Origin of the sequence: Pseudomonas baetica, assembly GCF_019733355.1 — a bacterium.
Taxonomy (GTDB): Bacteria; Pseudomonadota; Gammaproteobacteria; order Pseudomonadales; family Pseudomonadaceae; genus Aquipseudomonas; species Aquipseudomonas baetica_A.
The window spans coordinates 135,317-160,990 of sequence record NZ_JAIHLQ010000015.1; the positions used below are offsets into that span (position 1 = coordinate 135,317).

A 25,674-nucleotide genomic window follows, 5' to 3' on the forward strand; every position below is an offset into this window, starting at 1 on the left:
CTGACATGCCATCCCATAGTGCGTGGAACAGTTCACCGTCGTAATCAAAATACTGCCGAACAACCAGACGGGCGTCATGTCACGCCACGGCCTCGGTACCTTGTAGCTATTGGTCGGGCTGTTCTTGATCAGATGCCGATAGACCTGAGTATCCGACCTCAAGCCAACTCGCTTTGAGCCTGCGCGGCCAGTTCAGCCTCGCGTTTGGCGATGGCTGCTTCCAGCTCTGGAGAGCCTTTGGCCCATTGTTCCGGCGGGAGTGGTTTTGACCATTCGATGATGTCGGGATAGGGCAAGTCGGGAGGCGGGTTCAACTTCCAACGCTCTAGCACATCGATCAGCAAAGTGTTGAATATGAATATTCCGCAGAACCCTTCCCAGAGAACGGTTACGAACCAGCCTCTTAACTTCGCTGCTTTGATCAGATCATCCAGATAAGTCGCCCAGATTCCTTTTGACCTGTCGAAACGGGCGGTTTGATCCTCTACAGCCTCTGGCCCGATCTCCATATAACTGCGCATGCATTCCCACAGAGCCATCGCCGTGGTGCCACCGCCACAGTTGAAGCCTAGTGAAAAGTGTTTGTTGTCTTCCGATGCGTGCGGGTCGGGGTTTTCGAAACCGATGACCAGAAGGCCCATCGTGGCTTTGCCGGCCTGACTGACTGATGAATGCTGGGTGGCAGCCGCTGTAACAGTTTCCCAGGGGACAACCCAGTACTCGCCGTTATTGCGGGGGACGCAGACTTCGCGGCGTTGGCGGTTGAAGCGTATGGGTAAAGGAACTTCGCGGAACAGACCCTGAATCAACCAAAAAATAGGGAGAGCCATGATACAAGCTCCCAATATCAACGCGTCAGGGTCATCGAAAACGTATGCCAGCCCCAAAAACAACATCACTCCGGGCCACATCACCATCACTGCCGAGCCGATGCTGTAGTTACCAATATCGAGAAACACCTCGTTCTTACGCCAGATGATGTTGAGCACGTCAGAAGGATTTCTACCCGTAGGAATCGGCAATGGCGCCAGATAGTCATTGCGCGAAAACATCCGTTTTTTCGTCGTTCCTGCCGGTGGCGTACTCATGACTGCGCCTCCACTCGCTCGGCCAACTCGGCTTCGCGCTTGACGATGGCTTCTTCCAACTCCGGGGAGCGTTTGGTCCATTGCTCCGGGGGGAGTGGTTTTGACCATTCGATGATGTCGGGATTAGAAAGCTCGGGCGGTGGCGATAACTTCCACTCCTGCAACATCATCGCCAGTGGTGCCCCCAAGAGCACTGCAGCAATGATCAGCCAAGCTGCCTTGCCAACTTCTTGCGCGACCAAATGATGTCTGATGCCATCCACATATTCACAACAAATGCCCCAAAAGACGCCTCTGCCCCGCAGCTTTTCTCGTCCGCCCTCGAAGTCATTTGTCTGTGGCAAAACTTGCGGGCCAATTTCCATATAACTGCGCATGCATTCCCACAACGCCATTGCCGTGGTGCCACCGCCACAGTTGAAGCCCAGCGAAAAATGCTTGTTGTCTTCCGTAGCGTGCGGGTCGGGGTTTTCGAAACCGATGACCAGTAGACCCATCGTAGCTTTGCCGGCCTGACTGACTGATGAATGCTGGGTGGCGGCGGCTGTCACGGTTTCCCAAGGGACAATCCAATACTCGCCGTTTTCGCGGGGGACGCAGACTTCGCGGCGTTGGCGGTTGAAGCGTATGGGTAAGGGGACTTCACGGAAGAGGCCCTGAATCACAAATATTGAAGGAATGCCTATGATCAATAACGCCGCAATCCAGATCAGCCCGGGGTCTGGAGTGATGAAGCCCATAAATACAAATACCATCAGCGACGGCCACATCACCATGACCGTCGAACCGATGCTGTAGTTACCAATATCAAGAAAAACCTCGTTCTTGCGCCAGATGGTGTTGAGCACATCGCAAGGCTTTTCACCCGTAGGAATTGGCAATGGCGCCAGATAGTCATTACGCGAAAAAATCCTTTTTCCCGTTGTGCCCGCCGGTGGCGTACTCATCGTTTGTCCTTGGGTTGCAGGTAAATGGCGCCGGGGTGATCCTCTCCGAGCGGGTAGTTCGGCACACGATCAAGTTCAGGCGTTGGGTCGGCTCGCAGCGCTACGACACCCGTGGAGTTGTTCAAGGTAAAAGCCAAACCTGCCTCCCCGCCGATAAAACTTCGAGCGCCGAGTATCGCGATCAGTGGGGTGCGATAACGCAACCTTAGCGACAACGTGCTGGGTGGTGTGCTCAGCAAGTCTTTCACCTCTTTGAAAGGACCGCTTATACGCAGGCCCTGACCCTCCTCGAACGGTATCCACTGGCAACTACTGTCGGACAACCAGACGGGCGTCATGTCACGCCATGGACGGGGAGGTTTGAAATTGCCGGTTCGACTGTTTTTGATCAAATGTCGGTTTTCGAGAGTATCTACCGGATCACCGACCATGCTCAGTTCCAGGTAGACACTGCCTGGCTCGGCGCCCGGCAAGTCGATGGTTACTGAATCAATAGCGCTGACGAAAGCCAGGCCAGAACGGCCATTATCAGGCGCCGGCTTGGAACTGCTTTGCATGGTGACCCGAGGCGTATAGAGGATGAGGTACAAACGGTCGAGTTCGTCCTGTTGGGCTTTGGGCGCAATAGGCTCCAAGTCGTTAGCTCGGGCCTTAGACCAACAGCAATTGTTCAGGAAGTTTTGCAGCGGTGTTTTCTCAAAAATCCAGGCAGTCAAGTACAGCACGCCAAGGCCCAGAATGATCCAGTTCAACGGCCCCATGTAGAGCGTGTAGCGCAAGATGGCGACTTCCGCAGTTATTGAACCTGCCAAGGCGCGGGCGGTATAGCCAAGCCCCAATATCGCTTGGGCGCCGAAGGCTGCTACCTGCCCTCCGACCGCGATCTGACGCATCTGCAGCCATGGATCGACTTGGTTTTGGACGCTTTCCAATCGTGATTGCAGGGATTGGAATTCGTTTATTGCAGCACCAGTAGAAAGCGCACCAATCACCCCACCAAACAACGTCAGCATTGGTGCGCTTCCCATCCTGCCGCCTGGAAGCTTGACGGACATTTCCTTAACCCCCAACCCCATCCGCACCTGACTATCCACCACCGCCACCAACGCCGCCGCCCCATACAAACTCGCCGACACCGTGTCATTCACCCGCCGGGCATCCATCCCCTCCAGCACCCCGGCCTCGCTCAAATAGTTCTGCACATTCACCACGTTCACCAACAACGCCGCCAACGGCACCACTCCCCCGCTGTTGACCACCACGGGCGAATTCACAATCCGCTCCACCCGCCCAACGCCAATGGCTTTGCCCGTCTTGTTCACCCATTCACTCAACGCCTCGGCCCGTTGCCCGAACAACTTCCACACTTGCCGCGCGCCCTCGGTCACGAATTGCAAACGGCTTTCCCCGCCCAACCTCGCGGCAAGAAAAATGCTCATCCACGAGGCACTGAAACCCTTGTCACCCTTGAGCAACAACAACGCTGCACCCAGTCGATTGACCAGCATATTCCATTGACTGTCGGCCTCGCGGGCCATGGTCGCGATGTCGTCCAGCACCACCACACTCAACGGCGCCAGGGCCTGATGGGTGGCGCTGATGTTGTCGGCGGACAGGGCGGCCATCAACTCGCCAAGGCGCGAGGCGTTGTTGACTGCGGCCTCAAGCGACGGTGTCCAGGCGTTGAACAGTTGCCGGAGTGCGCCACCGTCGGCGGCGCGCACATAGTCGGCGTATTGCTCGGCGCCTAGGGCGCGGAGGCATTGCGCGGTCAGGCAACCGCTGGCGAGTTCGGTCAGCCATTGGCGGGTTTCGAGGTCGTCGTAATCGACAAACCAGGTGCCGCTGACCGAGCGTTTCAGGTACACGCCACGGTCGGCGAACAACACAGTGTGGCGTTGTTCGAGTTGTTGGAAGTGGCCGGCGGCGGTGTCGGTGAACCATGTGTCCATGGCATCGAGGTCGATGTACTTGCCGACCTTGGCGCTGAATGCGTGATTGTTGAGGTTGGCGTGTTTTTCCGCGCGGTATTGCCGGACCACTTCCTCCGCTTCGTAGTACAGATCGGCCGGAATAAACGCCCGCACCGGGCCGACAATGGCTGCGATACGCGCATCACGAGTGGCCGCTTCGGCCTCGGTCGGCCGACCGCCGTATTGACGATCCCGGGTTTCAACCCTGAGTTCCTCATTCAGCCGATCCTGGGTGTCGAGCATGATCTGGCCCTGCTCGGGCGTGAGGCTGATGTCGCGATCCTTGTAGCGATAACTGAGATTACCGGCCAGTTCGGCGCCATCCTCGCTGATCAAGCTGCGCACAAAGCCGCCGATGCTCAGGCGCAGATTGTTTTCGCCCAACCATTTTTCGTGGCCGGCTTCCAGCCATTCCTGTTCGTGGTTGATGTCGCGCAACACACCCAAGTCATCGTCCAGACAGGCGAAGACGGCGAACAATCCCTCTCTTTGCGCTTTGGCGTTTTCCAGCCAATCCCGCGTGCCCTGCCCGTCCCATGACTCGGCGCTCCATTCGCCCGGCGGCTCGTCGCTGGCGTCAGGATGTTGATCGAGAACCTTGTGACGCTCGCGGATGCGGTGTTTGGCGTCTGTGTAGGCTTTGATGTTGGATGGAGTGGGGTCGTCTAACAGCGTTGCGCCAAGGGCGTCGGTGTCCTCGGCGTTTTTTTGCTGATCGGCTTTCATCGACCGGGCGTAGGTGTCGGGGATCAGTTCGGCCAAGACCTCATCGCACTTGTCCAACGGCGGACAGTGCGGAGCTTGTAACTCATCGGCCACCGTGCGCAGGGCAATGTGGCGCATGCGCTGACTGCGTTTGGCGCTGCTGTCGCTCAGTGACTGGCAGTACTCGGCGTTCAAGGGGAATTCGCTGTAAAGCATCCAGGCGTCGTGGATTTTTTGCAGCGCCAGGCCCGTGAGTGTGGCGTCGGCTACCGGAGTGGCCGCCGCGTCCAGCGCCTGTTCCTGCAACAACCCCTGCGGCGAAATAGCAAAACGCTTGAGCGGCCCCTGATGCTGCCAGAGGTACACAAACCCTGCGCGCAAACGACGTGCTGCCATCGGTCGGCTCTGCGGCGTAATACCGGGAACGCAACAAGCGTGTTCAGCCTTTTCGTGCGCCAGCGCGTAACGCACCGGCACCACAAACAGTTCGGGCTGACTGGCGGGACACGGATGCACCGTGCAGTTGATATCAGCGTGTGGCTGGGCTTTGGCCTCGCGTTCGGCCTGAGCGGCCTCGTCGACCATGGCCAGTTTTTCGGCGCTCATCGGGCGAAGTCCTTGTCGGTCAGCACGTCTTCGATGCGCCCGTGAATGCCTTCGCCGTTATGGCCAAATTGCAGAAACGCCGGTTGGCTGAGCAAGCTCTCCAGATCGAAGTCCGGGTGCTCACTGACCAGTTCAATGTGGATGTTGTAAAGGTTGCTGATCGCTTCGGTGCCGCTGAAGGCCAGCACCTTGAAGTCGTGACGGATAGCAGGAATCTGCAACGAGAAATGCGCCGCATTGGCCGGTCGGAACATACGCTTATCCTTAAGCAAAGAGGAAAAGAGCGCGATGTCGAAACCGTCCCTGGTTTGTGCTCGCGAGAACTGGCGGGCACGGTAACAAGGGAGCTGATTATTCTATGTAGGGAGATTCGCCAACACTTGTAGGACGCGTCGCGAATTAGAAAATCCCCCCTCATCGAAGATCAGTGGCGGGTAAATCACTAACTCAAATTCCACGGCAAACAACGCCCGGATTGATGGGCGGCACATTGTGTATTTCAATTCGGGATGTTTAACAACTGAGGGAAAAATACAGAACCGTCCCACAAGGTTTTCAGGTTGTCCGTCGGACGTCCGATCTCTAGGCTGTGCTCGTCGCTGCCAATTCAGCGACCGGGATTGGAAACCCCGAGTAGAACCGAGCGCACAAGCTCCTTTCATAACGTATCCTTGCGCACCTTCATGGTGTGCACTCCGTTATGGCGGCTGTGCGTGGGAGACCTTCGGGTCAACCGGGTTCTCCGTTCCCCGGGTTTCCAACCTGCGCACAGCTGCCACCTATTCGTTCGGAAACCGAATCGGCCAGCTCCAATCCTGATCGGAGAACACCATGAAAAAACCAACACCCAATCCCCCCGAAACAAACACCGATCCAACCTCCCCCTACGCCTCCATCGACAGCAAAAAGCTCCACGAAGCGGCCGACCGCGCCCTCGACCACTACCTGAACCCGACCGCCCACATCATGGCGTCCACTCGCGCCGCTGAACCGATGTACCTCGCCAACCCGGCGTATGACACCGAGTCCCTGCTGGCCAATGCCAGCGAAACCCTCGGCTCGGTCACCGAGATGCTCAACAACTTCGCCGCCGTGCTCGATACCTCACACCGCAAGACTGCGTTGGGCATCGCGCAAATCGTCATGCTGAGTGAGTTGGCGGTGAATCAGGCACTGGATAACGTTCAGCCGACGGCGTAAGTACGGCGGCGCATAAAAAATCCGATGCCCGTACAGGCATCGGATTTTTATTTCTGGTGGCCAAAGGTCAAATAGCAATCACGAAGCGGCCATTCAAACCGAAAGCGTCTTGCCATCCACCGGATCACCAATCGTCAGGAAATGCCCGCCCGCCACATGGTGCAGCGTGCGCAAACCCTCCTGCCCGTCGAAATGCCAGCGCCCCTCACTGAACACGCGTTCGTCGGCATGGGCGGCGATGACTTCGGCTAGAAACAAATCGTACTGTTCGTGATTGCGCGGCTCAGGCAACAAGCGGCATTCGAGCCAGGCGACGCAACCGTCGAGCAATGGCGCGTCGACTTGTTCACCACTGAAGGTCTGCAAGCCATACGCCTGAAACTTGTCCTGCCCTTGGTTTTGAGTGATTTCCAGCCCCGACGTGTTACCGACGGTTTGCACAATGTCGGCCTGATTGGCGCACGGCACGTTGAGGACGAAGGTGCCGGAGGCTTCGAGCAATTGCCGCGTCCAAGTGGATTTGTCGAGCACGACGGCGACTTTCGGCGGTTCGAAATCCAGCGGCATCGCCCATGCGGCGGCCATGATGTTGCGTTGCCCGTCATGGGCAGCGCTGACCAGTACGGTCGGCCCGTGATTGAGCAATCGGTAGGCTTTGTTCAGGGGAACCGCGCGGCGGTGGGCGTCGCTCATAGGGGATCTGCTCCGGGGAAAAGGAGCCGATTGTAGCGCCAGTGCACAGCAAGCAGTGGCGATGAAACAACATGTGGGGGCTTGCTCGCGAAGACGTCAGGCCTGTCGACATCAATGCTGAATGTAACGGCCTCTTCACGAGCAAGTTCAGGCCCACAGGTGGGCGGGTTGTTCCCGATCAGTTGGACAATTGATTGGCAAACTGACCGACCGCATCGACCACTTTCTGCGCGCCGTCCTGGATTTCGACAATCACCGTGCCCGCCTCCGCCGCCAGCGCCAGCCCTTGTTCGGCCTGCAACTTACCGTCGGTCATCAGTGCGACGGCGTTGCGCGCCATGTCCTGGTTCTGTCGTACCACGCCGACGATTTCCTCGGTCGCCTGGCTGGTGCGTGAAGCCAGTTGTCGCACTTCGTCGGCCACCACAGCAAAGCCGCGCCCCTGCTCGCCCGCGCGGGCCGCTTCAATGGCGGCGTTAAGCGCCAGCAGGTTGGTCTGTTCGGCAATCCCGCTGATGGTTTTGACGATGGAGCCGATCACTTGCGATTGTTCGTTCAGTGCTTCGATGCCTTCGCTGGCTGTCTGCATGTGCCGCGACAAGTCTCGCATCACATTCACCGCTTCGGTCACCACGGTGGTGCCACGCTGCGCAGTGCTGTCGGTTTGTTGCGAGGTGCTGTAGGCAATGCTGGCGGCGTCGGCGACGGCTTGTTCGCGGTTGACCTGATCGGTGATCACCGTGGCGAATTTCACCACTTTGTACAGTTTGTTGTTGGCATCGACCACCGGGTTGTAGGAAGCCTCCAGCCACACCGTACGACCATGGCTGTCGACCCGTTTGAAACGGTTTGCGACAAACTCACCGCTGTTCAGACGATGCCAGAAGTTCTGATATTCGGCGCTGTTGTATTCCTCCGGAGTACAGAACATGCGGTGATGTTTGCCTTTGATCTGCGCCAGGCTGTAACCCATGCTGCTGAGGAAGCGCTCGTTGGCATTCAGTACGTTACCGTTGAGATCAAACTCGATCAGTGCCGTGGAACGTACCAGTGCGCCGATCAGGTTTTCGTGCTCGCGGGACGCTTCAATGGTGCGGGTCAGGTCGCTGGAGTAGATCGAGATGTGCCGGGTCCGCCCATCGGAGGAGCGCACAGGCTGCACGATCGAACGCAACCAGGCCTCGTTGCCATTGCCACGCAACAGGCGCACGGCACCGGCGAAATGCTCGCCGCGGACCATGGCGTTTTTGAAGCGCTGGTGGAATTCGTCGGATTTGACGTGAGCCGGCACGATGTCTTCAATCGCACGGCCAATCAGGTCGTGACTCTTGTAGAACATCTCATTGAGGAAGTTCTGGTTGACCGATTGAATCCGTCCGTCCGGTTCAAGGGTCAGCACCAGCATCTCGCTATCCAGACTTTCCTTCACTTGCTTAAGGCTGGAAAGTTCTTCACGAAGAGCAGCCAGCTCTTGCTTCAAGCGTTTGTTGAACATGGAAAGCACCGATGGATAGGTTGAGAGGCGGTGTACAGCCTAACCATCGGCCTTGGCACGCTTTTCTGAAGAGCGCTTGAGACTGGTCAGTCAAAAATACTTCATGCACGCCGAATCAGGCATTTCCCGCCACCTGACATTGGCCCGTGCGCGGCATCCGAGAGCCGAAATACGCGGCGCTCAAAATGCCCACCGCGCCCATCACCGCGCAGAAAATGACGCAGATCCACGGGCTCCACGGCATCAGACCGATCAGCAACAGCGGTGTGATACTCGCCCATGCGGCGTAGGCAATGTTGTAGGTGAAGGAAATGCCAGACACGCGAATGCGCGCCGGAAACAGCCCGACCATCACCGAAGGCACCGCGCCGACGACCCCGCAACCAAGACCGGCGACGGCATAGGCCAGCCCTACCCAGTGACCGCCCGCGATCAAACTGCCGTAAAGCATGCCAATGCCCAGCGGTAGCAACAGGCTATAGAGCATCACGGTGCGCCAGGCGCCGATACGGTCGACCAGCAGGCCGGCGATCACGCAGCCGATATTGAGGAACACAATGCCCAAGGCGCTGAGGGCGAAGGTGTGGCTGGCCGTCATGCCGAAGGTTTTCTGCATCATGGTCGGGGTGATGACGACGAACACCACCACGGCCGACGTCAATACGCAGGTCAGCAACATGGCCGGCAACATCGCCAGTCGATGCTCGCGCAGCACCGTGCGCAACGGCAATTCGACCCGCGCCTCGCGTTGCACTTCCATCGCCATGAACACCGGGGTTTCGCTCAACCAACGACGCAGGTAGACACCGATCACCCCAAACACGCCGCCGAGCAGGAACGGATAACGCCAGGCGTAATCAAGAATTTGCGCTGGGGTGAAGACTTGCGCCAGGAAGGTCGCGGTCAACGCGCCGATCAGATAACCGAAGGTCAGCCCGGCCTGCAAAAAACCCAGGGCATAACCGCGATGGCCGGTGGGGGCGTGTTCGGCAACGAACACCCAAGCACTCGGCACCTCACCACCAACCGCCGCACCTTGCAAAATACGCAGCGCCAGCAACAGCAGCGGCGCGAAATAACCGATCTGGGCATACGTCGGCATGATCCCGATCAGCAGGCACGGCAGCGCCATCATCAGGATGCTCAAACTGAAGACTTTCTTGCGCCCCAGCCGATCGGCGAAATGCGCCATCAGAATCCCGCCCAGCGGCCGCGCCAGATAACCGGTGACGAATATCCCGAAGCTCTGCAACAGGCGCAACCATTCGGGCATTTGCGGTGGGAAGAACAACTGACTGAGGGTCAGGGCGAAGAAGACGAAAATGATGAAATCGTAGATCTCCAGCGCCCCGCCAATGGCCGCAAGGCCGAGGGTCTTGTAGTCGGAACGGCTGAACGGCGCGGGTTTGGCCGTGGTTTGGGCAGTCATGGCAAAGAACTCTGGCAGGCATAAAACCAAGGCGCACATGGTCTACGCAAAAGGACTGAGGGACAACCCGTCAGCCCCTAGTCACGGCTTGGCAAGCCTGAGCCAAAAAAGGGCCGTAAATTTACTCTCAATGCCTGTCTACAGAACCTGTGGAGCGGGCTTGCTCGCGAATGCGGTAAGCCATAGACCCATGATGTGACTGGCACGCCGAACTCACGGCCCCGTCGAATCGTCGCACCGCCGCTGCCGCATGAGTTTCTCATCCACCTCAAAATCGTAACCCAACCGTCACATCCGCTTGCTAGCGTCCGCCAGAAACATACTGAAACAATTAAGCAAAACGGGCGCGATATGAACGACGAGACAAACGACAAAGACTCCTCCTCGCCAGAATCCGACAATCCCACCGACACCAGTCGCCGCCGCTTTCTCGGCGGCGTCGCGGTGCTGGGCGTTGGCGCAACACTGGCCGGGTGCAGTCATGCCGGCGATCAGCCTGGCAAACCGGCCGAACGCCCATTGTCCCCGGCAGAGCTGGACAAGGCCCTGCGCGATCAGGTGAAAACAGTCGTGGTCATCTACGCCGAGAACCGCAGTTTCAACAACCTGTTCGGCGATTTCCCCGGCGTGGAAAAACCGTTGTCAGCGCTCAAACCTGCCGATTATCAACAACGCGACCGCGACGGCAGCCTGCTGCAAACCCTGCCACAGGTCTGGGGCGGCGTGTTGCAGATCGGCCCGCAAACCCTCGATGGCGTGACCTACCCCAGCGCCACCCAGTTTCAGGAAAACCTGCCCAATGCACCGTTCGCTCTCAAAGGCCCGAATGGCGAAGATTTGCCGTTCGGGCTGGTGACTCGCGACTTGTGGCATGTGTTTTATCAGAACCAGATGCAGATCAACGGCGGCAAGAACGACGGTTTTGTCGCTTGGGCCGACTCCGGTGGCTTGACCATGGGCCACTACGCCCAAAGCCGTTATTCCTTGCGTCTGTGGGACGTCGCGCAGGAATTCGTGCTGTGCGACAACTTCTTTCAGGGTGCCTTCGGTGGTTCGTTTCTCAACCACCAGTATCTGATCAGCGCTACCGCACCGTTCTATCCAGACGCTGCCCACTCGGTGGCCAAGAGCCAAATCGCCGCCCTGCGAAGCGACGATCCGGCCGATCCGCGCCTCAAGCCGCTGGAGCAATCACCGGCCAGCGCCATGACCGGGCCACCGCAGTTCGGCCCGAGCGCACTGACGCCGGACGGTTTTGGCGTCAATACGCTTGCCCCGCCCTACTGGCCAACGTGGATTCGCGACCCGGAGCGCCCAGCGTACGCAAAAGCGGATCTGCCAAACGTCATGGTGCCCCAGACCCACGAACACATCGGCGACAAACTGTCGAAGAAGGACGTCGACTGGGCCTGGTACGCCGGGGCATGGCAGGCGACGCTGGAGCAATACAAGGATTCCGGTGGCATTCCGAAAATCCCGAACTTCCAGTATCACCATCAGCCGTTCAACTACTTCAAGCAGCAAGGCCCGCAAAACCCGGACGAGCGCAACAAACGCCTGCGCGATGCCGGTTTGGGCGACGAGTCGACTACCAATAAGTTCTTCGCGGACGCCGAGGCCGGCAAGTTGCCGGCGGTGAGTTTCTATAAACCTCAAGGCAACCTGAACATGCACGCCGGTTATGCCGACGTGGCGTCCGGTGACCGGCACATCGTGCGTGCCCTGAAAGTGCTTCGCCAAAGCCCCCAGTGGAAAAACATGGTGGTCATCGTCACCGTCGATGAAAACGGTGGCTGGTGGGATCACGTTGCGCCGCCCAAGGGCGACCGCTGGGGGCCTGGTTCACGGGTCCCCGCCCTCGTGGTGTCGCCGTTCGCGCGCAAGGGCACGGTGGATCACACGGTCTATGACACGGCTTCGATCCTGCGGCTGATCACCCGCGTCTTCCAACTGGAAACGCTCGACGGCCTCAAACAGCGTGACGATGCGATGATTGCCCGCGGCCAGGAACCCATGGGCGATTTGACCAACGCCCTGCACTTTCAGGCCTGAGTGCCAGTCCTGCAACACGCTGCAAAAAACTGCGAATGATGGCTTCTCTACGTCACGCGGCTGATCCAATATGAGGCGCCCCCGACTCGCGGGGAAACCACGCTGAAAAGGATCTGAGCATGTTCAAACTCGCAGGACTCACCCTCGCCGCGCTCACGCTGAGCGCGGCAGCCCACGCCGATGTCGACCTGAAACTGGGCAGCACCGAGCGCGTTACCCGCCTCTTCGCCTACCCCAACAATTGCAGCGTGATCTGCTTTCGCAATTGGTCGCTGGAGCAGACTGTCGCCCACTACCTGAGCCAAAGCGTGCAACGCGACGGTTACACCGATGCGAAAGTCTTGGTCAAAACCGATAACGGCCAGCTCTACGCCGAAATCACTGGGGTGCCAAAAGACTACGATAAACCGCTGTCAGCGCTGCTCGATGCTGGCGATCTGGCCTACACCGGCGCCAGCAAGCTCAACGCAGACGGCAAATGGGCCTATAGCTGGTACCTGTTCCTGCCGCTGGGCATGGCCCTGGAAAATCGCAAGAGCGTCGAGCTGCTGCACTTCCCACCGGATTATTCGCTGACCCAGGCGCAGGATTATCTGCGCTCGAACACCACCGACCGCTGGGCAACGCTGTTGACGGTCAATGGCATTGCCGCCGATCAGACGCCGGCCTACCAGACCATCATCGACATCGCCCCGATCGCTGCGCCGTCCAACGCTGGCAGTGACCTGGAAGGCGTGTATGACTACTTCAAGGACTACCAGACCACACTGGTCAAGCAGTTCAGTCAGACCGCCAGCGGCACAACGCTGCCGATGGTCGCTTTCGGCGCTCCGGTACGCAACTGGATCAAGCAGCAGTATGGGCCGACGGTCGGCGTGCTGGGGCTGGCGACGATCAGCCCAAGCGCAGGCGTGAATGTGCCCGTCCTCGGTTCGAACCACCCAAGTTACATCTGGTACGCCGCTGACCCTAAAAGCTATACCGGCGATGATGCGCAAGCCAAAGCTGACGCAGCAGGCCTGAAAGTCATGGGACAGGATTTGAGCGCCGCTTGCTGGCAGGCCGGCATGGGTAGCAAACCGGGGAGTAATCCACAGACCACGCTCAACAGTTGCACCCAGACCTGGCAGGTGACGCAGAAAGTCAAAACCTGCGAGTTGTTCTACACCTCAATCCGCGACATGACGCCGGAACAAGCCACTGCCCAGTGCGCCACCCCACCGATCAAGGTGCAACTGCAACAGCTCAAAACCCCGCCGGCCGCCGCCGTCCCCTCTCCGCACCTGTAACCACGCCCGTGCCATTCCCGCGTCAGTGATGACTGACGCGGGAAAGCGTCTTTATCGCCTGTCATATCTGACAGTAGACGGGCTATACCTTACAAGACAAGATTGGATCCAAATAGCCATGTTGCAGAGCCGGCAGGACGCCAGTGCAAGGGAGTCGCAACTTTTTCGATCAAGGATGGTTATGAACACTCAAGCCCGCGCAAAACCCCTCCCACCTGATACCGAAGGCATCTACCCGTTTGCCGGGCTGCCCGTGCGTCTGGGTTTTCCATCCAGCGCCGACTACACCATCGTCCACGATGAACACGGCACGCCCACGGCAGTCGTCGCACGCCGTGAATTCATGCGTATCAGCCGAATGTGCCGGGTCTCGGGGCAATTGCTGCCCTACCGCTGCCGGCAAACCCGCCAACTGATGGAGGGCATCCACATTTACGACCCGCGCTTTTGCGGGCTACTGGAACACTCTTGCGACCCGAACGTGTTTCTGGACATGAGTGAGTTATGGCTGTGGGCATTGAAAGATATCCACAGCGGCGAGCGGCTGACCATGGACCACGCCGCCACCGAAGACACACTGCCGCACCAGTTCGCCTGCCACTGTGGTTCCCCACGTTGTCGCGGCTGGATCACTGGTTACAACGAACCACCCAACCGCGAAGGCCAGCACTTTTTGCAGCGCTGGCGACACGCCCGCTCACGTTGATCAGCCGATTACAACGCGCCGATCGGACGTAAACGGTACTGCGGCGGCAACTGCTCGAAACCACTGATGGTCGTGTCCAGGCTTTTCCAGCGACCGTCCTTGATGCCGTAGATGCAACCGTGGATCGACAGGCTCTGCCCGCGATGCCAGGCATTCTGGACAATGCTGGTATGGCCGACGTTGGCAACTTGCTGGATCACGTTGAGTTCGCACAGGCGATCGACGCGCTCTTCTTCGGTCGGCAGTTTCGCCAGCTCATCGCGCTTGTCGTAATACAGGTCGCGAATCGAACGCAGCCAGCCATCGATCAGACCGAGCTGGCCATCCTGCATCGACGCCCGCACACCGCCGCAGCCGTAGTGGCCGGTAACGAGGATGTGTTTGACCTTGAGCACGTCGACGGCGTACTGGATCACCGACAGACAGTTGAGATCGGTGTGCAGCACCACGTTGGCCACGTTACGGTGAACGAACAGGTCCCCCGGCAGCATGCCGACGATTTCATTGGCCGGCACTCGTGCGTCGGAGCAGCCGATCCAAAGATATTCAGGCGTTTGCTGGCGCGCCAGTTTGGCGAAGAAGTCCGGGTCTTCCTTGGTGATCGCGTCAGCCCAACGCTCGTTGTTATCAATCAGATTTTGTAAGTCGTGCATGCTGTAAGGCCTCAAGAAAGATGCGCAGGTATGACAGACGACCGCCCGTCGAGGTCACGAATGCGCGATGGATAACGCGAGAGTATTTTCTTGGAATTTCTCCCGTGCCCGGTGTGTCCACCCAGTAAGGCCCACAGTATGAGGAATTGCCATGACTGATTCACGACGCCCTTTTGACGCGGTGCAACCGGAACCCATCGATGATAACGAAGACCGCATGGGATCGGTGCATGAACTGGATTTCGACGACGAGCAGCCCAGCGCGAAGATCGGTGATGAATTGCCCGAACGCGAACGCGAGCAGTTGATGCCAGAGGAACGTGTGCGTGAGGCGGGGCTCACAGGTGCATCGACTGCTGACCATGAGCCGACTGATGATGATATGAGTCCAGAAACACTGATTCATGAAGACGGTGCGCGGGATGCCGAGGAAGCCGGTGAAGGTAATCAGGCGGATTGGGATTTGAGCATTGTCGATGAGGATGACATTGGCGGTGGTAATGGGCTGGATGAGGCGCAATTGGCGCGGCGTGATCCGATTGATGGCAACCGCTGATCTTTGTTGCCCGCTAAAACGCTTTCGCGAGCAGGCTCGCTCCCACAGGAAAATGCATTTCAAATGTGGGAGCGAGCCTGCTCGCGAAGCTTTTAAGCAATATCAGTCAACCAGGGTGCAGGCCATGACCACGGCATCTTCACGCCCGCCCACCGCCGGGTAGTAATCCCGACGCCGGCCAATCTCATTGAAGCCATAGCGCTCATACAGCCTGAACGCCGACCGATTACTGTCGCGCACTTCCAGGAAGCATTCTCGGGCAGACGCCGCATACGCCCGCGACATCAGGTGCTCAAGCAACGCAAGGCCCAGCCCGCGGCCCTGATTCTCCGGTTTGACCGTGATGTTCAGCAGATGCGCCTCATCCAGAATGATCTGCACCACCCCATGACCGACCTGCTGCTGGCCTTCGAACATCAGCCAGATCTGATACTTGCCCAGGCCATCGAGAAAAATCCCGCGGGTCCACGGATGGCTGTAGGCGGCGAACTCAATCTTCAGCACAGCGTCCAGGTCTGCCTCGATCATCGGGCGGAACGTTACAGCGTCACTCATTCGATTCTTTCCAGCGCGCCATCAGCCGACGCATGGCTTGCCACACAGCGGCCTTGCGCTGTGGCTCTTCCATTAACAATTCCAGACCTGGGATGGCCCAGGCCGAGCCCAGACCTTCGATCTGCAATTCACGATTGAACGCTTCGGCGTCCGCTTCACCGGCAAAACGCACCGCTGGCAGGCCGATCAGCCACAGGCAGGCACACGGCGCCGCCTCCATTTGCACCGAGAGGAAACCCTGCACGAAGTCGCGCGCCGCTTCCGGGCCCTGATCCATCGTGCCGCGGTTCAACCACGGCCAGCGCACCGGCTCGCCGACGATCTGCGGCGCATCCGGCAGCCCGGCAGCGCGCAGCATGTCTTTAAGCAGCAGATAAGCGGGGTCGCGACTCTGGAACGGCTCCCCTGTGGGTAACTCGACCAGCAGCAGGCAACGCCCGGCACGCAGCAATTGCAGGGCGAAACGCGGTGGCGGAACCGGCGCCGGTTTGGCGACGACCGGTGTGTCGTCGACCTCTTCCACCGGTTTGGCACCGGTGCGGGTACTCGCCAGCGATGGGCGTGGCACTTCGATCTTCGGCCGCTCGGCCGGGCGCGCGGCAGCCGCTTGCACCGGGGCTTCGGCCTTCGGAGCAAGCACCACCGGCACCTCAATCTCAGGCTCGGGCATGTCCAGCAGCTCGGGGCGCGAGGGGGCGGCGAAAGGCAGTTCGGTGCGCGGCAGCCAGTTGACCACCTGCATGGCGTTCAAATAGGCGCGGCGGCGGGACTCGATAAGCAAGGGTCGGCCACTTGTGGATAACTGAAAGTGTGCCGATTCTACCGCCCTTCGCTCAAGATCGCTTGCTGTTGATCGATAGCCTTGGCCTGAGCTCTCTACCTTCGAAAATGCGACAGCCCGTCCCGAGAGTGAATCGCATCCTTCGTGATGCAGTACAATCGCGGCTTTTAATCGCCAACCAGCCGGCCATTCCGATGATCGAACCCAAGCGCGTCTTGCGCGCCCTCGCTGAACACTGGGCACTTCTGGAGCCACTGTGCGAGCACTTCGACCAAGGCACCCTGAGCCTCAACGAACTGCGCACGCAACTGGCCGCCCAACAACTGGACAGCACGCCGCAGGACATCACCAGCCTGCTCGACGTGTGGATTCGCCTCGACATTCTGGTGCCTGTGGCGAAAAGCCCGAATCGTTTCGAGCTCAACGCACAGATTCACGACTTTCTCGCCTACCTGCGCCGTGAGCACCGTCTGGGCCTGTGCCTGGAGATCGAAGCCTATCTGCGTCACCTCGAACGTCTGGCCGGTTACATCCAGGACGCGTTCGACATCCGTGATGGCAATGACCTCGCCCGCCAATTGCGCTTGCTCGACATGCGCGTGCGCGACGTCCTGAAAAAACTCGATAACGACGAGCAAGCGCTGGTGGCCGTGGCCGAACGTGCCAAAACCAGCGATCGTCAGATTCCGTTGCGTCAGCGTTATGCCGAAGTGTTGGCAACCTGGGACGAATACGTCGAGCCGATGATCGATCTGGTGAACGCCGACGGCGCCTTCGAGCAAGGCGTGCGCAAGGTCGAAACCGTGTTGCTGAAGATGCTCAGCGAGCAACAGCGCCTCGGCCATCTGGTCGACGACGATATGCTGCTGCGCACCCACGCGCGCATCCTCGAAATGCAGACCAGCGCCCAACTGACCCTGCGTCATGCCCGCGAACTGCTGCTGCCGTTGCGTGAAGAAGCCCGTCGACATAACGCCGTGACCCGTGGTGCCGCGCTGGCCCTGGCGGCCATTCGCCGTAAAGGCATCGATGCCGTGCCACAAGCCGCGATGCCGCTGTTCACCCGCCCGCAAAGCACCTTCCTCGGCAGCGCCAGTCAGGTCGAAGCCTACGTTTACGCGTTGGCGCGTTTCGAGCCAAAACCGGCGCGCTTCCCCAAGGCGCACAAGACGCAAAAAGGCGAGGCCCCGCGTGCGCCGCGTACCGTGCGCGAGATGCTCGACCGCTGCGAAGACGCCCTGCCGATGCCGGACTTGATGGTCTGGCTGCTGGAGCAGGAACCGGACGGCGCCACCGACGAATTGCTTTACTGGTTTTCGCGCCTGTCTCGGGAAAAACGCTTCAAGCGCGAGCGTCTGGAACGCCGCGAATACCACACTCACGAGCACCAGGTCAGCCTGCGCTCCTTCGCCCTGCTCTCGGCCCGCGACACCGCCGCCGAGGATTCTGCGAGCATCCCACATGCATCTTGATCTCTCCGAACTGTCCCAACTGGCGCCGATCTTCCGCGAACTGTTCAAGGGCTACCACGTCAGCCGCCGCGACCCGGAACTGTACGCACAACTGTCGAACTTCCAGGATCAGTACCGCACGTTGTTCAAAGCCTTGGGTTTCGAACTGGTCTGCGACACCCGTGGTTTCTATTACTTCGTGCCGGACATGGCCGCTGCGGCGGTGAACAAGACGGCCCAGCGCCTGGCGCTGTTCACCTTCATCCTCGTCGAGCACCTGGCCGATCAGGGCCGCGACCCGATTGCCGTGCTCGACGGCGGCAGCCTGGGTCGCGAAGAACTGCCGTCGCTGCTGGAGAAGTACCGCGACCTGTTCATTCAGGCTGAAGTGCAGACGGTTGAAGAGCTCGAAGAAAAAATCATGCGCCGCATGACCCAACTCGGTTTCGCCGGCGAAGAAAACGGCGTTTATCGCTTCCTGCCGCCGATGCACCGTTTCCTCGACGTGTGCCTGTCGGTGCAGCAGGACCGCGATCTGGCGGCCAGCGTCCACAGCGTCTTGCCGCTGCCGGCGCCAGTGCTGATCGACGAAGCCGCCGAAGCCAAACTGCTGGAAACCGACGACCCGCTCGATCTCAGCGAATTTGACGAAGAAAGCGAAGAAGACGCACTGGCCCGTGCCATTGCCGAAGAACAGGAGTCCGACGCATGAGCCAGGAACGCTACGGCATCCGCCGCTTTGCCCTTTTGAACACCGCCGGTTACAGCCTCGGCCTGTTTCCGCTGGAAGAACCGCTGTCGGTCTATGGCGCGAACAACCTCGGTAAATCGGCGTCGATCAACGCCTTGCAGTTCCCGATTCTGGCGCGCATGTCGGACATGAGTTTCGGCAAGTACAGCCTGGAACAATCGCGACGCTTCTACTTCGCCTCCGACACCAGCTACATCCTCGTCGAAGTGAACCTGCCCCACGGCCCACACGTTATCGGCGTAGTCGGTCGTGGCCCGGGCGGCGGTTTCGGTCACCAGTTCTTTGCCTACGCCGGCAAGCTCGATCTGGCCCACTACCAGAAAAACGACACCTGCCTGCGCCAGAAAGAGCTGTTCAGCAACCTTGAGCGTGAAGGCCTGAAAGCCTACGAACTCAAACCCGATGAACTGCGCCGCTTGCTGGTCGGCGGTCACACGTCGATCCCGCTGGACCTGACCCTGATCCCTTTGCGTTCCACCAGCGAACAGAGCCTTAAAACCTTCCGTGCCCTGTTCATCAACCTGCTGCACATGCGCGAAATCACCGCGGCCAAGCTCAAGCAACTGTTCCTCGATGCCTTCGAACACAGCCTGCGTTCCGGCAGCGTCGATTACATCGCCGCGTGCGAAGAAGCGTTCCGCGATGTACGCCGCATGGAGCAGGACTACAACTCGCTGGTTGCCGCTGGACCATTGGTCGAAGCCTTGGCCAACGGCGTGAAACAGCGCGACGTGCTGCGCGGCAAACTGCATCGCCTGTCGCCGCTGCTCGACTCGTTGCTCGGCACCTGGTCGGACTACGCCAGTGCGCGCAAAGAAGAGCTGACCATTCAGGCCGACCACTACCGTGGCGAGCAGGACGCGCTGCAAAACAATCAGCGCGGCGGCACACAGGAGCTGATGCGGCTGGAACGCGAAATCGCCGGCATCCAGCGCTGGCTCGGCGAGCTGTCCGTGTTGAAGAATCGCTTTGCCCTGGTCGACGACGTCAAAGTGCTGGAGCAGCAACTGCTCGCGGCCAAAGACGCCCACGACGAACTGGCCGGTGCGCTGGCACAGTCCCGTCAGTTCAGCGCCGAGGATCTGGAAGAGCGTCTACGCGATCTGGAAAAACGCCTGAAGTCGGTGAAGCAGCAACTCGATCACGCCGACAACAACAGCTATGCACGCCTGCGCGAAGAGTTCTCGCAGCAGGACGTCGAGCGCTTGATGCGCCTGTTCAACAGCGCACTGTTCAGCCTGCCGCTGGGCGAACACGGCATCACCCTCGACGAGGATGGCGAGTGGGTCAAATCGGTTGAGCTGATCCTTGATGGCTTCAAGGGCGAGCGTTTCGAAGTGCCGGGGCTGTCGATCGACATCTCGCACATCGAGCCACCGGCCCTGCAAGCACTGGCCGACCGTGCCGCGCTGCGCGATCAGAAAGAGCGTCTGGAAAAAGAGCTCAAGCAACTCAAGACTCAACAGGCTGTAGCCGCCGACCGCGCCGCGAGCAAGACCCAGACCGAAGCGCTGTACCAGCAAGTGCTGGATGCGCAGAAAGCCCTGGAAGACTTCCGACGTACTCAGACGCTGAGCGCCGAAGAAGGCGACAAGCTTGAGCAACTGGCGCAAATGGAAGGCGCGCAGGACGAACTGAAGCGCTCCAGTGATGCCTTCACCGAGCGCGTCCAGCAACTGTCGGCGAAGCTGCAACTGGTCGGCCGCCAGATCGCCGACATGGAAGCCAAACAACGCACCCTCGACGATGCTCTGCGTCGCCGTCAGTTGCTACCGGCGGACTTGCCGTTCGGTACGCCGTTCATGGATCCGGTCGACGATTCGATGGACAACCTGTTGCCGCTGCTCAACGACTATCAGGACAGTTGGCAGGGCCTGCTGCGCGCCGATGGCCAGATCGAAGCGCTGTACGCACAAGTGCGCCTCAAAGGCGTGGCCAAGTTCGACAGCGAAGACGACATGGAGCGCCGTCTGTCACTGCTGATCAACGCATACGCGCACCGTACCGACGAAGCCCTGACCCTGGGCAAGGCCCGTCGCGCGGCGGTCACCGACATCGCCCGCACGCTGCGCAACATCCGCAGCGACTACGACAGCCTTGAGCATCAACTGGCGCTGTTCAACCGCGAGATCAACAAGCGTCAGGTCTCCAACCTGCAGAGCTTCCGCATTGTGCTGGCGCCGAACAAGGAAGCGCTCAAGCACATCGATCAGATCATCCACAGCGCCGGTCAGTACGAAGAAGGCGAAACCCTGTCGGTGTTCGATCTGAGCCGAAGCGCCGAGCAGGACAACAAAAACGAAGAGGCCAAGGAATACCTGGCGCGGCTGGTGGCGGCGAACCACAACCAACTCGGTCTCAAGGACTTGTTCGAACTGGCCTTCGAGATCACCAAGGTCAACGGCCAGCCGGTGATCCACACCGACATCGACGGCGCGGCGTCCAACGGCACCACCATGACCATCAAGGCGCTGACCAACATGTATCTGTTGCTGCACTTGATGGATCGCGATCAGGCCGGTCGCGTGCGCCTGCCGTACTACCTCGACGAGGCGGCGGACATCGACGAGAAGAACCAGGCTGCGCTGCTGGAAACCAGTCTGCAACTGGGCTTCGTACCGATTCTGGCGAGTGTGAAGCCGCAAGTCTGCGCCAGTGTCGCCATCGACCTGGAAGGCGGCAGCGGCCCGGCCGGTATCTACATCGACGAAGCGGACTGGAAGTACATCCGACGTCACGATGTGGTGAAGGCGACCCTCAATGTTGAAGCCGATGAACCGGAGATGGATGCGGTGTGATCGGCCTTAACAGCAGGCAATAAAAAGGGCCGCGATCTGTTTGGATCGCGGCCCTTTTTTATGGCTTGGGGTTTGTAGTGACGGTCTGGGAAGACGCCAGATCAAATCCTGATCACTTACCGAGCGAAATCTTCGGCGCCCAGGTCAGCCACTCATCCTCAAACTTGTCGAACAACGGGAACGTCTGTTCAGGACGCGCCGGATTGCCCATCCGCTCACCGTCCGGTGTGGCAAAAGCAATCCCGCCCTGAATCACCGTCTCAAGCGACTCCGTGCGTACCGTCACACCTTTGAACAAGCCGATATCGAAGCCCACGCCGCTGGTGTTCCAGAATCGACTACCGCTGCGCACCAGAGGCGCGTATTTCGGCTCAATCAGAATGTGTACCAAGACCCGGTCGGCCGTCTGGCCCAACTCGTAACCCGTGACCTTACCCACAGTGATTTCACGATAGGTCACCGGCACACCAGGCTTGAGTGAACCTCGGCGAGCAGCACTCAACACCAGACTCAGACCCGCCTCTTGCTTGGTCACCTCCGGTGGATTGGCCAGTGCAACGAAGTTTTTCTGCGGACCAAGGTTCTTCGCGGCCGGTTGCACCTCGATGTATTGGCCCGTGACCAGGGTTTCCAGATTGGACGTTTTGATCAGACCCAGTTCAGGTTTTACCACCCAGAACTGACTACCGGAGCGGGCGATCTTCTCTGGCACTTCGGTGATTCGCGCGGTCAGGATGACGGCTTGCAGATCGTCGGTCAGATCAACGCTTTCGATCTTGCCGACATCCAGCCCCTTGAAGCGAACCGGGGTACCACTGCGCAAACCATCAGCGCGATCGACCTTGATCGTCACCACGGCGCCTTTCTGATTGGCTTCATCATGATTGGCGAACAGACGGAAGCGCGGAATGCGTTTGTGCAACGGTGCTTTGGCCACTGGCGTTTCAAAGGCGATGCCACCGGCCATCAGGCTTTGCAACGATTCACTTTTAACCTCAATCCCCCCGGTCAAGCCGCCCGTCAGCGTAATGCCACTGGCGTTCCAGAACCGGGTCGAGGCGTTGACCAGATTTTCGTACTCCTTCTCGATGTGAACACCGATCACCAGTTGCTTCCTGGTTCTGGAGAACTGATAGCTCTGTACTGAACCGACCTTGACCTGTTTATACAGAATCGGGCTACCGACCTCGAGCGAGCCCAGGGTATCGGTAAAGAGTACCAAGTGCAGGCCCGGTGAACGCAGATCCAGCGGTGGCGCTTTCGGGCGAGCCTCGAATTCACGTTTCGGTGTACCGCCCTTGTCGCCCGGGCGCACGGCGATGTAGTTACCTTTCACCAGCGCTTCAAGCCCGGTTATACCCGCCAGGGAAATCGACGGTTTAACCACCCAGAATTGAGTGCCATCCACCAGATAGTCTTCGGCCAGTGGATCCAGCGTCAGCTCCGCGGTGGCACTGGACAGATCCGGGTCGATTTTCAACGCTTTCAGATTGCCGACCTGGATGCCTTTGTACATAACCGGCGTGCGGCCAGCCTGCAGGCCTTCGAAGTCACTGAGTTTGACCTTGACCCGGAGCCCGGCGGCGGCGGCATCGAAGTCTTCATAAAGACGGAACGGCAGGCTTGGATCAGTCGGCGGACTGTCCTTGCGGTTCTCCGGTGTGGCGAAGGCAATACCACCAGCGACAATGCTGGCCAACGATTCGCTGCGCACTTTTACCCCGGACAGATTGGCATCGATGCTGATGCCGCTGGCGTTCCAGAAACGCGTGTGTTTGCGCACCAGTTTGGCGTAAGTCGGCTCGATAAAGACTTTGAGTTCGACGGTACTTTGATCTTCCGAGAGCAGGTAGCTTTTGACCTGACCGACCTTGATCTGCTTATAAAACACTGGGCTGCCGCGGTTCAGCGAACCGAGTCGATCAGCCTTGATGGTCAGGTGCAGACCGGGCTTGGCGTCAGACAGCGGAGGCTCTTCGGGCAGCGCCTTGAACTTGCGCGCAGGCTCGCCTTCGCCGGGACTGATCGCGACGTAGTTACCTGAGACCAGCGTTTCCAGCCCGGTAATACCGGCCAGCGTCACGCTCGGCTTGACCAACCAGAAGCGGGTGCTGGTCTTGAGGTATTGCTCAACGTCCTTGTTCATCTCGACCGTGGCGATCACGCCTTTGGAGTTGCCTTCATCATCAAGCTTGAGGGCCTTGACCTTACCAACCGACATGCCTTTGTACATGACCTCGGTCTTGTTGGCCTGGATGCCTTCACCACTTTCGAAACGCACCTGAATCTCGATGCCGGTTTCAGAGTAGGCACGCCAGCCAAGCCAGCCGCCGATGATCAGGGCGATCAGAGGCAACACCCAAATGGCAGACCAGTTCGAAGCCGGTCGGGTTTTCGCTACAGGCAAATCAGTCATGGTCGTCGTCCGACTCCGTGTTATCCCAAATCAGTCGGGGATCGAAAGTTACTGCTGCAAGCATCGTCAGAATCACCACTGTGGCGAAGGCGATGGCGCCAAGATTGGCTTCGACACTGGCAAGCCGGCCGAAGTTGACGACCGCCACGAGAATGGCGATCACAAAAATATCGAGCATCGACCAGCGGCCAATGAACTCGATGAAACGGTACATCCAGATACGCTGACGCGCTGACAACGGCTGACGTCGTTGCACCGAAAACAGAAGCAATGCAATGCCGACCAGTTTGAAGGTCGGCACCACAATGCTGGCGATGAACACTACCGCAGCAATGGGGATCATGCCGTGCTGCACCAACTGAATCACGCCCGACATGATGGTGCTCGGATCACCCTGACCCAAAGAGCTGACAGTCATGATCGGCAAGACATTTGCCGGGATATAGATAATCGCGGCCGTGATCAACAATGCCCAGGTTCGGGCCAGACTGTTCGGGCGGCGAGCATGAACCAGCGCGCCGCAGCGGGTGCAGGTTTGCTCATGGGTGTCCGCCTCTTGCCTGTTCAATTCATGGCATTCGGTGCAAATCAGAATGCCCGCATCAATCGCCCGCATGAGCATCCTCTCCAGATAACGCCTGCCAGATCTGATGCGGTGACATCACCACTTCCAGCCAGACCTGTACCAACAACAAGCCGATGAAGCACACCAAACCGAGGCCAACAGTGATGGCCGCCATATCCGCCAGTTTGACGATCGCCACCAGTACGCCCATGAGGTAAACCTCGAGCATTCCCCAGTCCCTGAGGTGATGATAAATGCGGTAGAGCAGCAAGCCGTAGCTGCGACCGACATTGAAGCGGATCGTCAGCAATACCATCAACTGGCACAGCAACTTGAGTAGCGGAATTGCCATGCTGCACAGGAAGACGACGATTGAGACGCCCTGCATGTCGGTCTCGAACAGACCGACTACGCCACTCCAAACAGTGTCGTTAGACGACTGCCCGAGTAGATTGAGCTGCATGATGGGTAAAAAGTTCGCGGGGATGTAGAGCAGCAGTGCAGCGATAACCAAGGCAAGGCTGCGCTGCACCACGTTATGGCGGTGGGCGTATAACTCGTAACCGCAGCGTGGGCAGAGCGCTTTCTCGCCATGAGCAAGTCTTGGCTTGCGCATCAGCAGGTCGCACTCGTGACAGGCCACCAAGTCTTCCAGCGGTAAATCTGACAGCCCGGGAGCGTCAACCGACTCTGACATAAAGACTCTGGCTCCGAAAAAGGTGGGACTATTCTAGTGTTCTGATTCGAAAATAACTGTGCAAATTTGTTCGCTACCGTGAGTAAAAAACTTTCCTGCGAGCAAAACAAAACCCCAACTGCTTTCGCAATTGGGGTTTCGGAATTTAATCTTGACGATGACCTACTCTCACATGGGGAAACCCCACACTACCATCGGCGATGCATCGTTTCACTGCTGAGTTCGGGATGGGATCAGGTGGTTCCAACGCTCTATGGTCGTCAAGAAA

Annotated in this window: 20 protein-coding genes, 1 rRNA gene and 2 pseudogenes; 8 read left to right on the plus strand and 15 right to left on the minus strand. The window is 58.9% G+C overall.

What is annotated here, in order from left to right:
• Positions 1-158: 158 nt before the first annotated feature.
• The 4 genes and pseudogenes from K5E40_RS15670 to K5E40_RS15690 form a co-directional block, all read right to left on the minus strand.
• Positions 159-1,088: a hypothetical protein gene (locus K5E40_RS15670; RefSeq protein WP_221731578.1), complete on the minus strand. Its 930-nt coding sequence runs from the start codon at positions 1,086-1,088 to the stop codon at positions 159-161.
• Entirely contained in the window at positions 1,085-2,035 is a 951-nt protein-coding gene (locus K5E40_RS15675) for a DUF6708 domain-containing protein (protein ID WP_221731579.1), read from the minus strand. Before K5E40_RS15675 ends, K5E40_RS15670 begins: the two co-directional genes overlap by 4 nt.
• On the minus strand, positions 2,032-5,319 hold the full coding sequence (locus K5E40_RS15685) for a toxin VasX (RefSeq protein ID WP_260455797.1): 3,288 nt from the start codon (positions 5,317-5,319) through the stop codon (positions 2,032-2,034). Before K5E40_RS15685 ends, K5E40_RS15675 begins: the two co-directional genes overlap by 4 nt.
• Positions 5,320-5,342: 23 nt before the next feature.
• Positions 5,343-5,573 (minus strand): annotated as a pseudogene (locus K5E40_RS15690) (type VI secretion system tip protein VgrG); the annotation flags it as partial.
• 577 nt (positions 5,574-6,150) lie between these two features.
• Here K5E40_RS15690 and K5E40_RS15695 point away from each other — a divergent pair.
• A complete protein-coding gene (locus K5E40_RS15695) occupies positions 6,151-6,519 on the plus strand; it encodes a DUF6124 family protein (RefSeq protein WP_221731580.1) in 369 nt (122 codons plus the stop codon).
• Between the two features lie 93 nt (positions 6,520-6,612).
• Here the strand turns inward: K5E40_RS15695 and K5E40_RS15700 are convergent, their stop codons facing one another.
• The 4 genes and pseudogenes from K5E40_RS15700 to K5E40_RS15710 all read right to left on the minus strand — a co-directional run bounded on the left by K5E40_RS15700 (position 6,613) and on the right by K5E40_RS15710 (position 10,136).
• On the minus strand, positions 6,613-7,212 hold the full coding sequence (locus K5E40_RS15700) for a flavin reductase family protein (protein WP_221731581.1): 600 nt from the start codon (positions 7,210-7,212) through the stop codon (positions 6,613-6,615).
• Between the two features lie 178 nt (positions 7,213-7,390).
• Positions 7,391-7,999, minus strand: coding sequence for a methyl-accepting chemotaxis protein (locus K5E40_RS35645; protein WP_409339139.1), 609 nt, complete (start codon positions 7,997-7,999; stop codon positions 7,391-7,393).
• Positions 7,979-8,707 (minus strand): annotated as a pseudogene (locus K5E40_RS35650) (PAS domain-containing protein); the annotation flags it as partial. The gene K5E40_RS35645 and the pseudogene K5E40_RS35650, both read right to left, overlap by 21 nt.
• A 115-nt stretch (positions 8,708-8,822) precedes the next feature.
• On the minus strand, positions 8,823-10,136 hold the full coding sequence (locus K5E40_RS15710; protein WP_221731583.1) for an MFS transporter: 1,314 nt from the start codon (positions 10,134-10,136) through the stop codon (positions 8,823-8,825).
• A 351-nt stretch (positions 10,137-10,487) separates the two neighbouring features.
• On the opposite strand from K5E40_RS15710, the gene K5E40_RS15715 reads away from it, so the two are divergent.
• The 3 genes from K5E40_RS15715 (at position 10,488) to K5E40_RS15725 (ending at position 14,183) form a co-directional block, all read left to right on the plus strand.
• A complete protein-coding gene (locus K5E40_RS15715; protein ID WP_221731584.1) occupies positions 10,488-12,188 on the plus strand; it encodes an acid phosphatase in 1,701 nt (566 codons plus the stop codon).
• A 119-nt stretch (positions 12,189-12,307) separates the two neighbouring features.
• Positions 12,308-13,477: a hypothetical protein gene (locus K5E40_RS15720; protein WP_221731585.1), complete on the plus strand. Its 1,170-nt coding sequence runs from the start codon at positions 12,308-12,310 to the stop codon at positions 13,475-13,477.
• A gap of 181 nt (positions 13,478-13,658) precedes the next feature.
• Entirely contained in the window at positions 13,659-14,183 is a 525-nt protein-coding gene (locus K5E40_RS15725; protein WP_221731586.1) for a lysine methyltransferase, read from the plus strand.
• Positions 14,184-14,191: 8 nt separating this feature from the next.
• On the opposite strand, the gene can is transcribed toward K5E40_RS15725, so the two are convergent.
• Positions 14,192-14,836: a carbonate dehydratase gene (gene can, locus K5E40_RS15730; RefSeq protein ID WP_221731587.1), complete on the minus strand. Its 645-nt coding sequence runs from the start codon at positions 14,834-14,836 to the stop codon at positions 14,192-14,194.
• A gap of 151 nt (positions 14,837-14,987) precedes the next feature.
• Here can and K5E40_RS15735 point away from each other — a divergent pair, with 151 nt between their 5' ends.
• Positions 14,988-15,392 (plus strand): serine kinase/phosphatase, encoded by a 405-nt coding sequence (locus K5E40_RS15735; protein WP_221731588.1) that lies wholly within the window; start codon positions 14,988-14,990, stop codon positions 15,390-15,392.
• Positions 15,393-15,494: 102 nt separating this feature from the next.
• On the opposite strand, the gene rimI is transcribed toward K5E40_RS15735, so the two are convergent.
• Both rimI and K5E40_RS15745 read right to left on the minus strand, forming a co-directional pair.
• A complete protein-coding gene (gene rimI / locus K5E40_RS15740) occupies positions 15,495-15,947 on the minus strand; it encodes a ribosomal protein S18-alanine N-acetyltransferase (RefSeq protein ID WP_221731589.1) in 453 nt (150 codons plus the stop codon).
• On the minus strand, positions 15,940-16,689 hold the full coding sequence (locus K5E40_RS15745) for an energy transducer TonB (RefSeq protein WP_221731606.1): 750 nt from the start codon (positions 16,687-16,689) through the stop codon (positions 15,940-15,942). Before K5E40_RS15745 ends, rimI begins: the two co-directional genes overlap by 8 nt.
• A gap of 233 nt (positions 16,690-16,922) precedes the next feature.
• Between K5E40_RS15745 and mksB the strand changes: the two genes are divergently transcribed.
• The 3 genes from mksB to mksF are packed head-to-tail and all read left to right on the plus strand — an operon-like array spanning position 16,923 to position 21,728.
• Positions 16,923-18,200: an Mks condensin complex protein MksB gene (mksB, locus tag K5E40_RS15750; protein ID WP_221731590.1), complete on the plus strand. Its 1,278-nt coding sequence runs from the start codon at positions 16,923-16,925 to the stop codon at positions 18,198-18,200.
• Positions 18,190-18,891 carry an Mks condensin complex protein MksE gene (mksE, locus tag K5E40_RS15755; protein ID WP_221731591.1) on the plus strand — a complete coding sequence of 234 codons (702 nt, stop codon included), beginning with the start codon at positions 18,190-18,192 and terminating at the stop codon, positions 18,889-18,891. Before mksB ends, mksE begins: the two co-directional genes overlap by 11 nt.
• On the plus strand, positions 18,888-21,728 hold the full coding sequence (gene mksF, locus K5E40_RS15760; RefSeq protein ID WP_221731592.1) for an Mks condensin complex protein MksF: 2,841 nt from the start codon (positions 18,888-18,890) through the stop codon (positions 21,726-21,728). Before mksE ends, mksF begins: the two co-directional genes overlap by 4 nt.
• Positions 21,729-21,840: 112 nt before the next feature.
• Here the strand turns inward: mksF and K5E40_RS15765 are convergent, their stop codons facing one another.
• The 4 genes from K5E40_RS15765 to rrf form a co-directional block, all read right to left on the minus strand.
• On the minus strand, positions 21,841-24,144 hold the full coding sequence (locus K5E40_RS15765) for an intermembrane transport protein PqiB (protein ID WP_221731593.1): 2,304 nt from the start codon (positions 24,142-24,144) through the stop codon (positions 21,841-21,843).
• Entirely contained in the window at positions 24,137-24,760 is a 624-nt protein-coding gene (locus tag K5E40_RS15770) for a paraquat-inducible protein A (RefSeq protein ID WP_221731594.1), read from the minus strand. Before K5E40_RS15770 ends, K5E40_RS15765 begins: the two co-directional genes overlap by 8 nt.
• The gene (locus K5E40_RS15775; protein ID WP_221731595.1) at positions 24,747-25,406 is read right to left on the minus strand and encodes a paraquat-inducible protein A; all 660 of its coding nucleotides are present in this window, start codon (positions 25,404-25,406) and stop codon (positions 24,747-24,749) included. Before K5E40_RS15775 ends, K5E40_RS15770 begins: the two co-directional genes overlap by 14 nt.
• A gap of 149 nt (positions 25,407-25,555) precedes the next feature.
• A 5S ribosomal RNA gene (rrf, locus tag K5E40_RS15780) occupies positions 25,556-25,671 on the minus strand.
• Between the last annotated feature and the right edge of the window lie 3 nt (positions 25,672-25,674).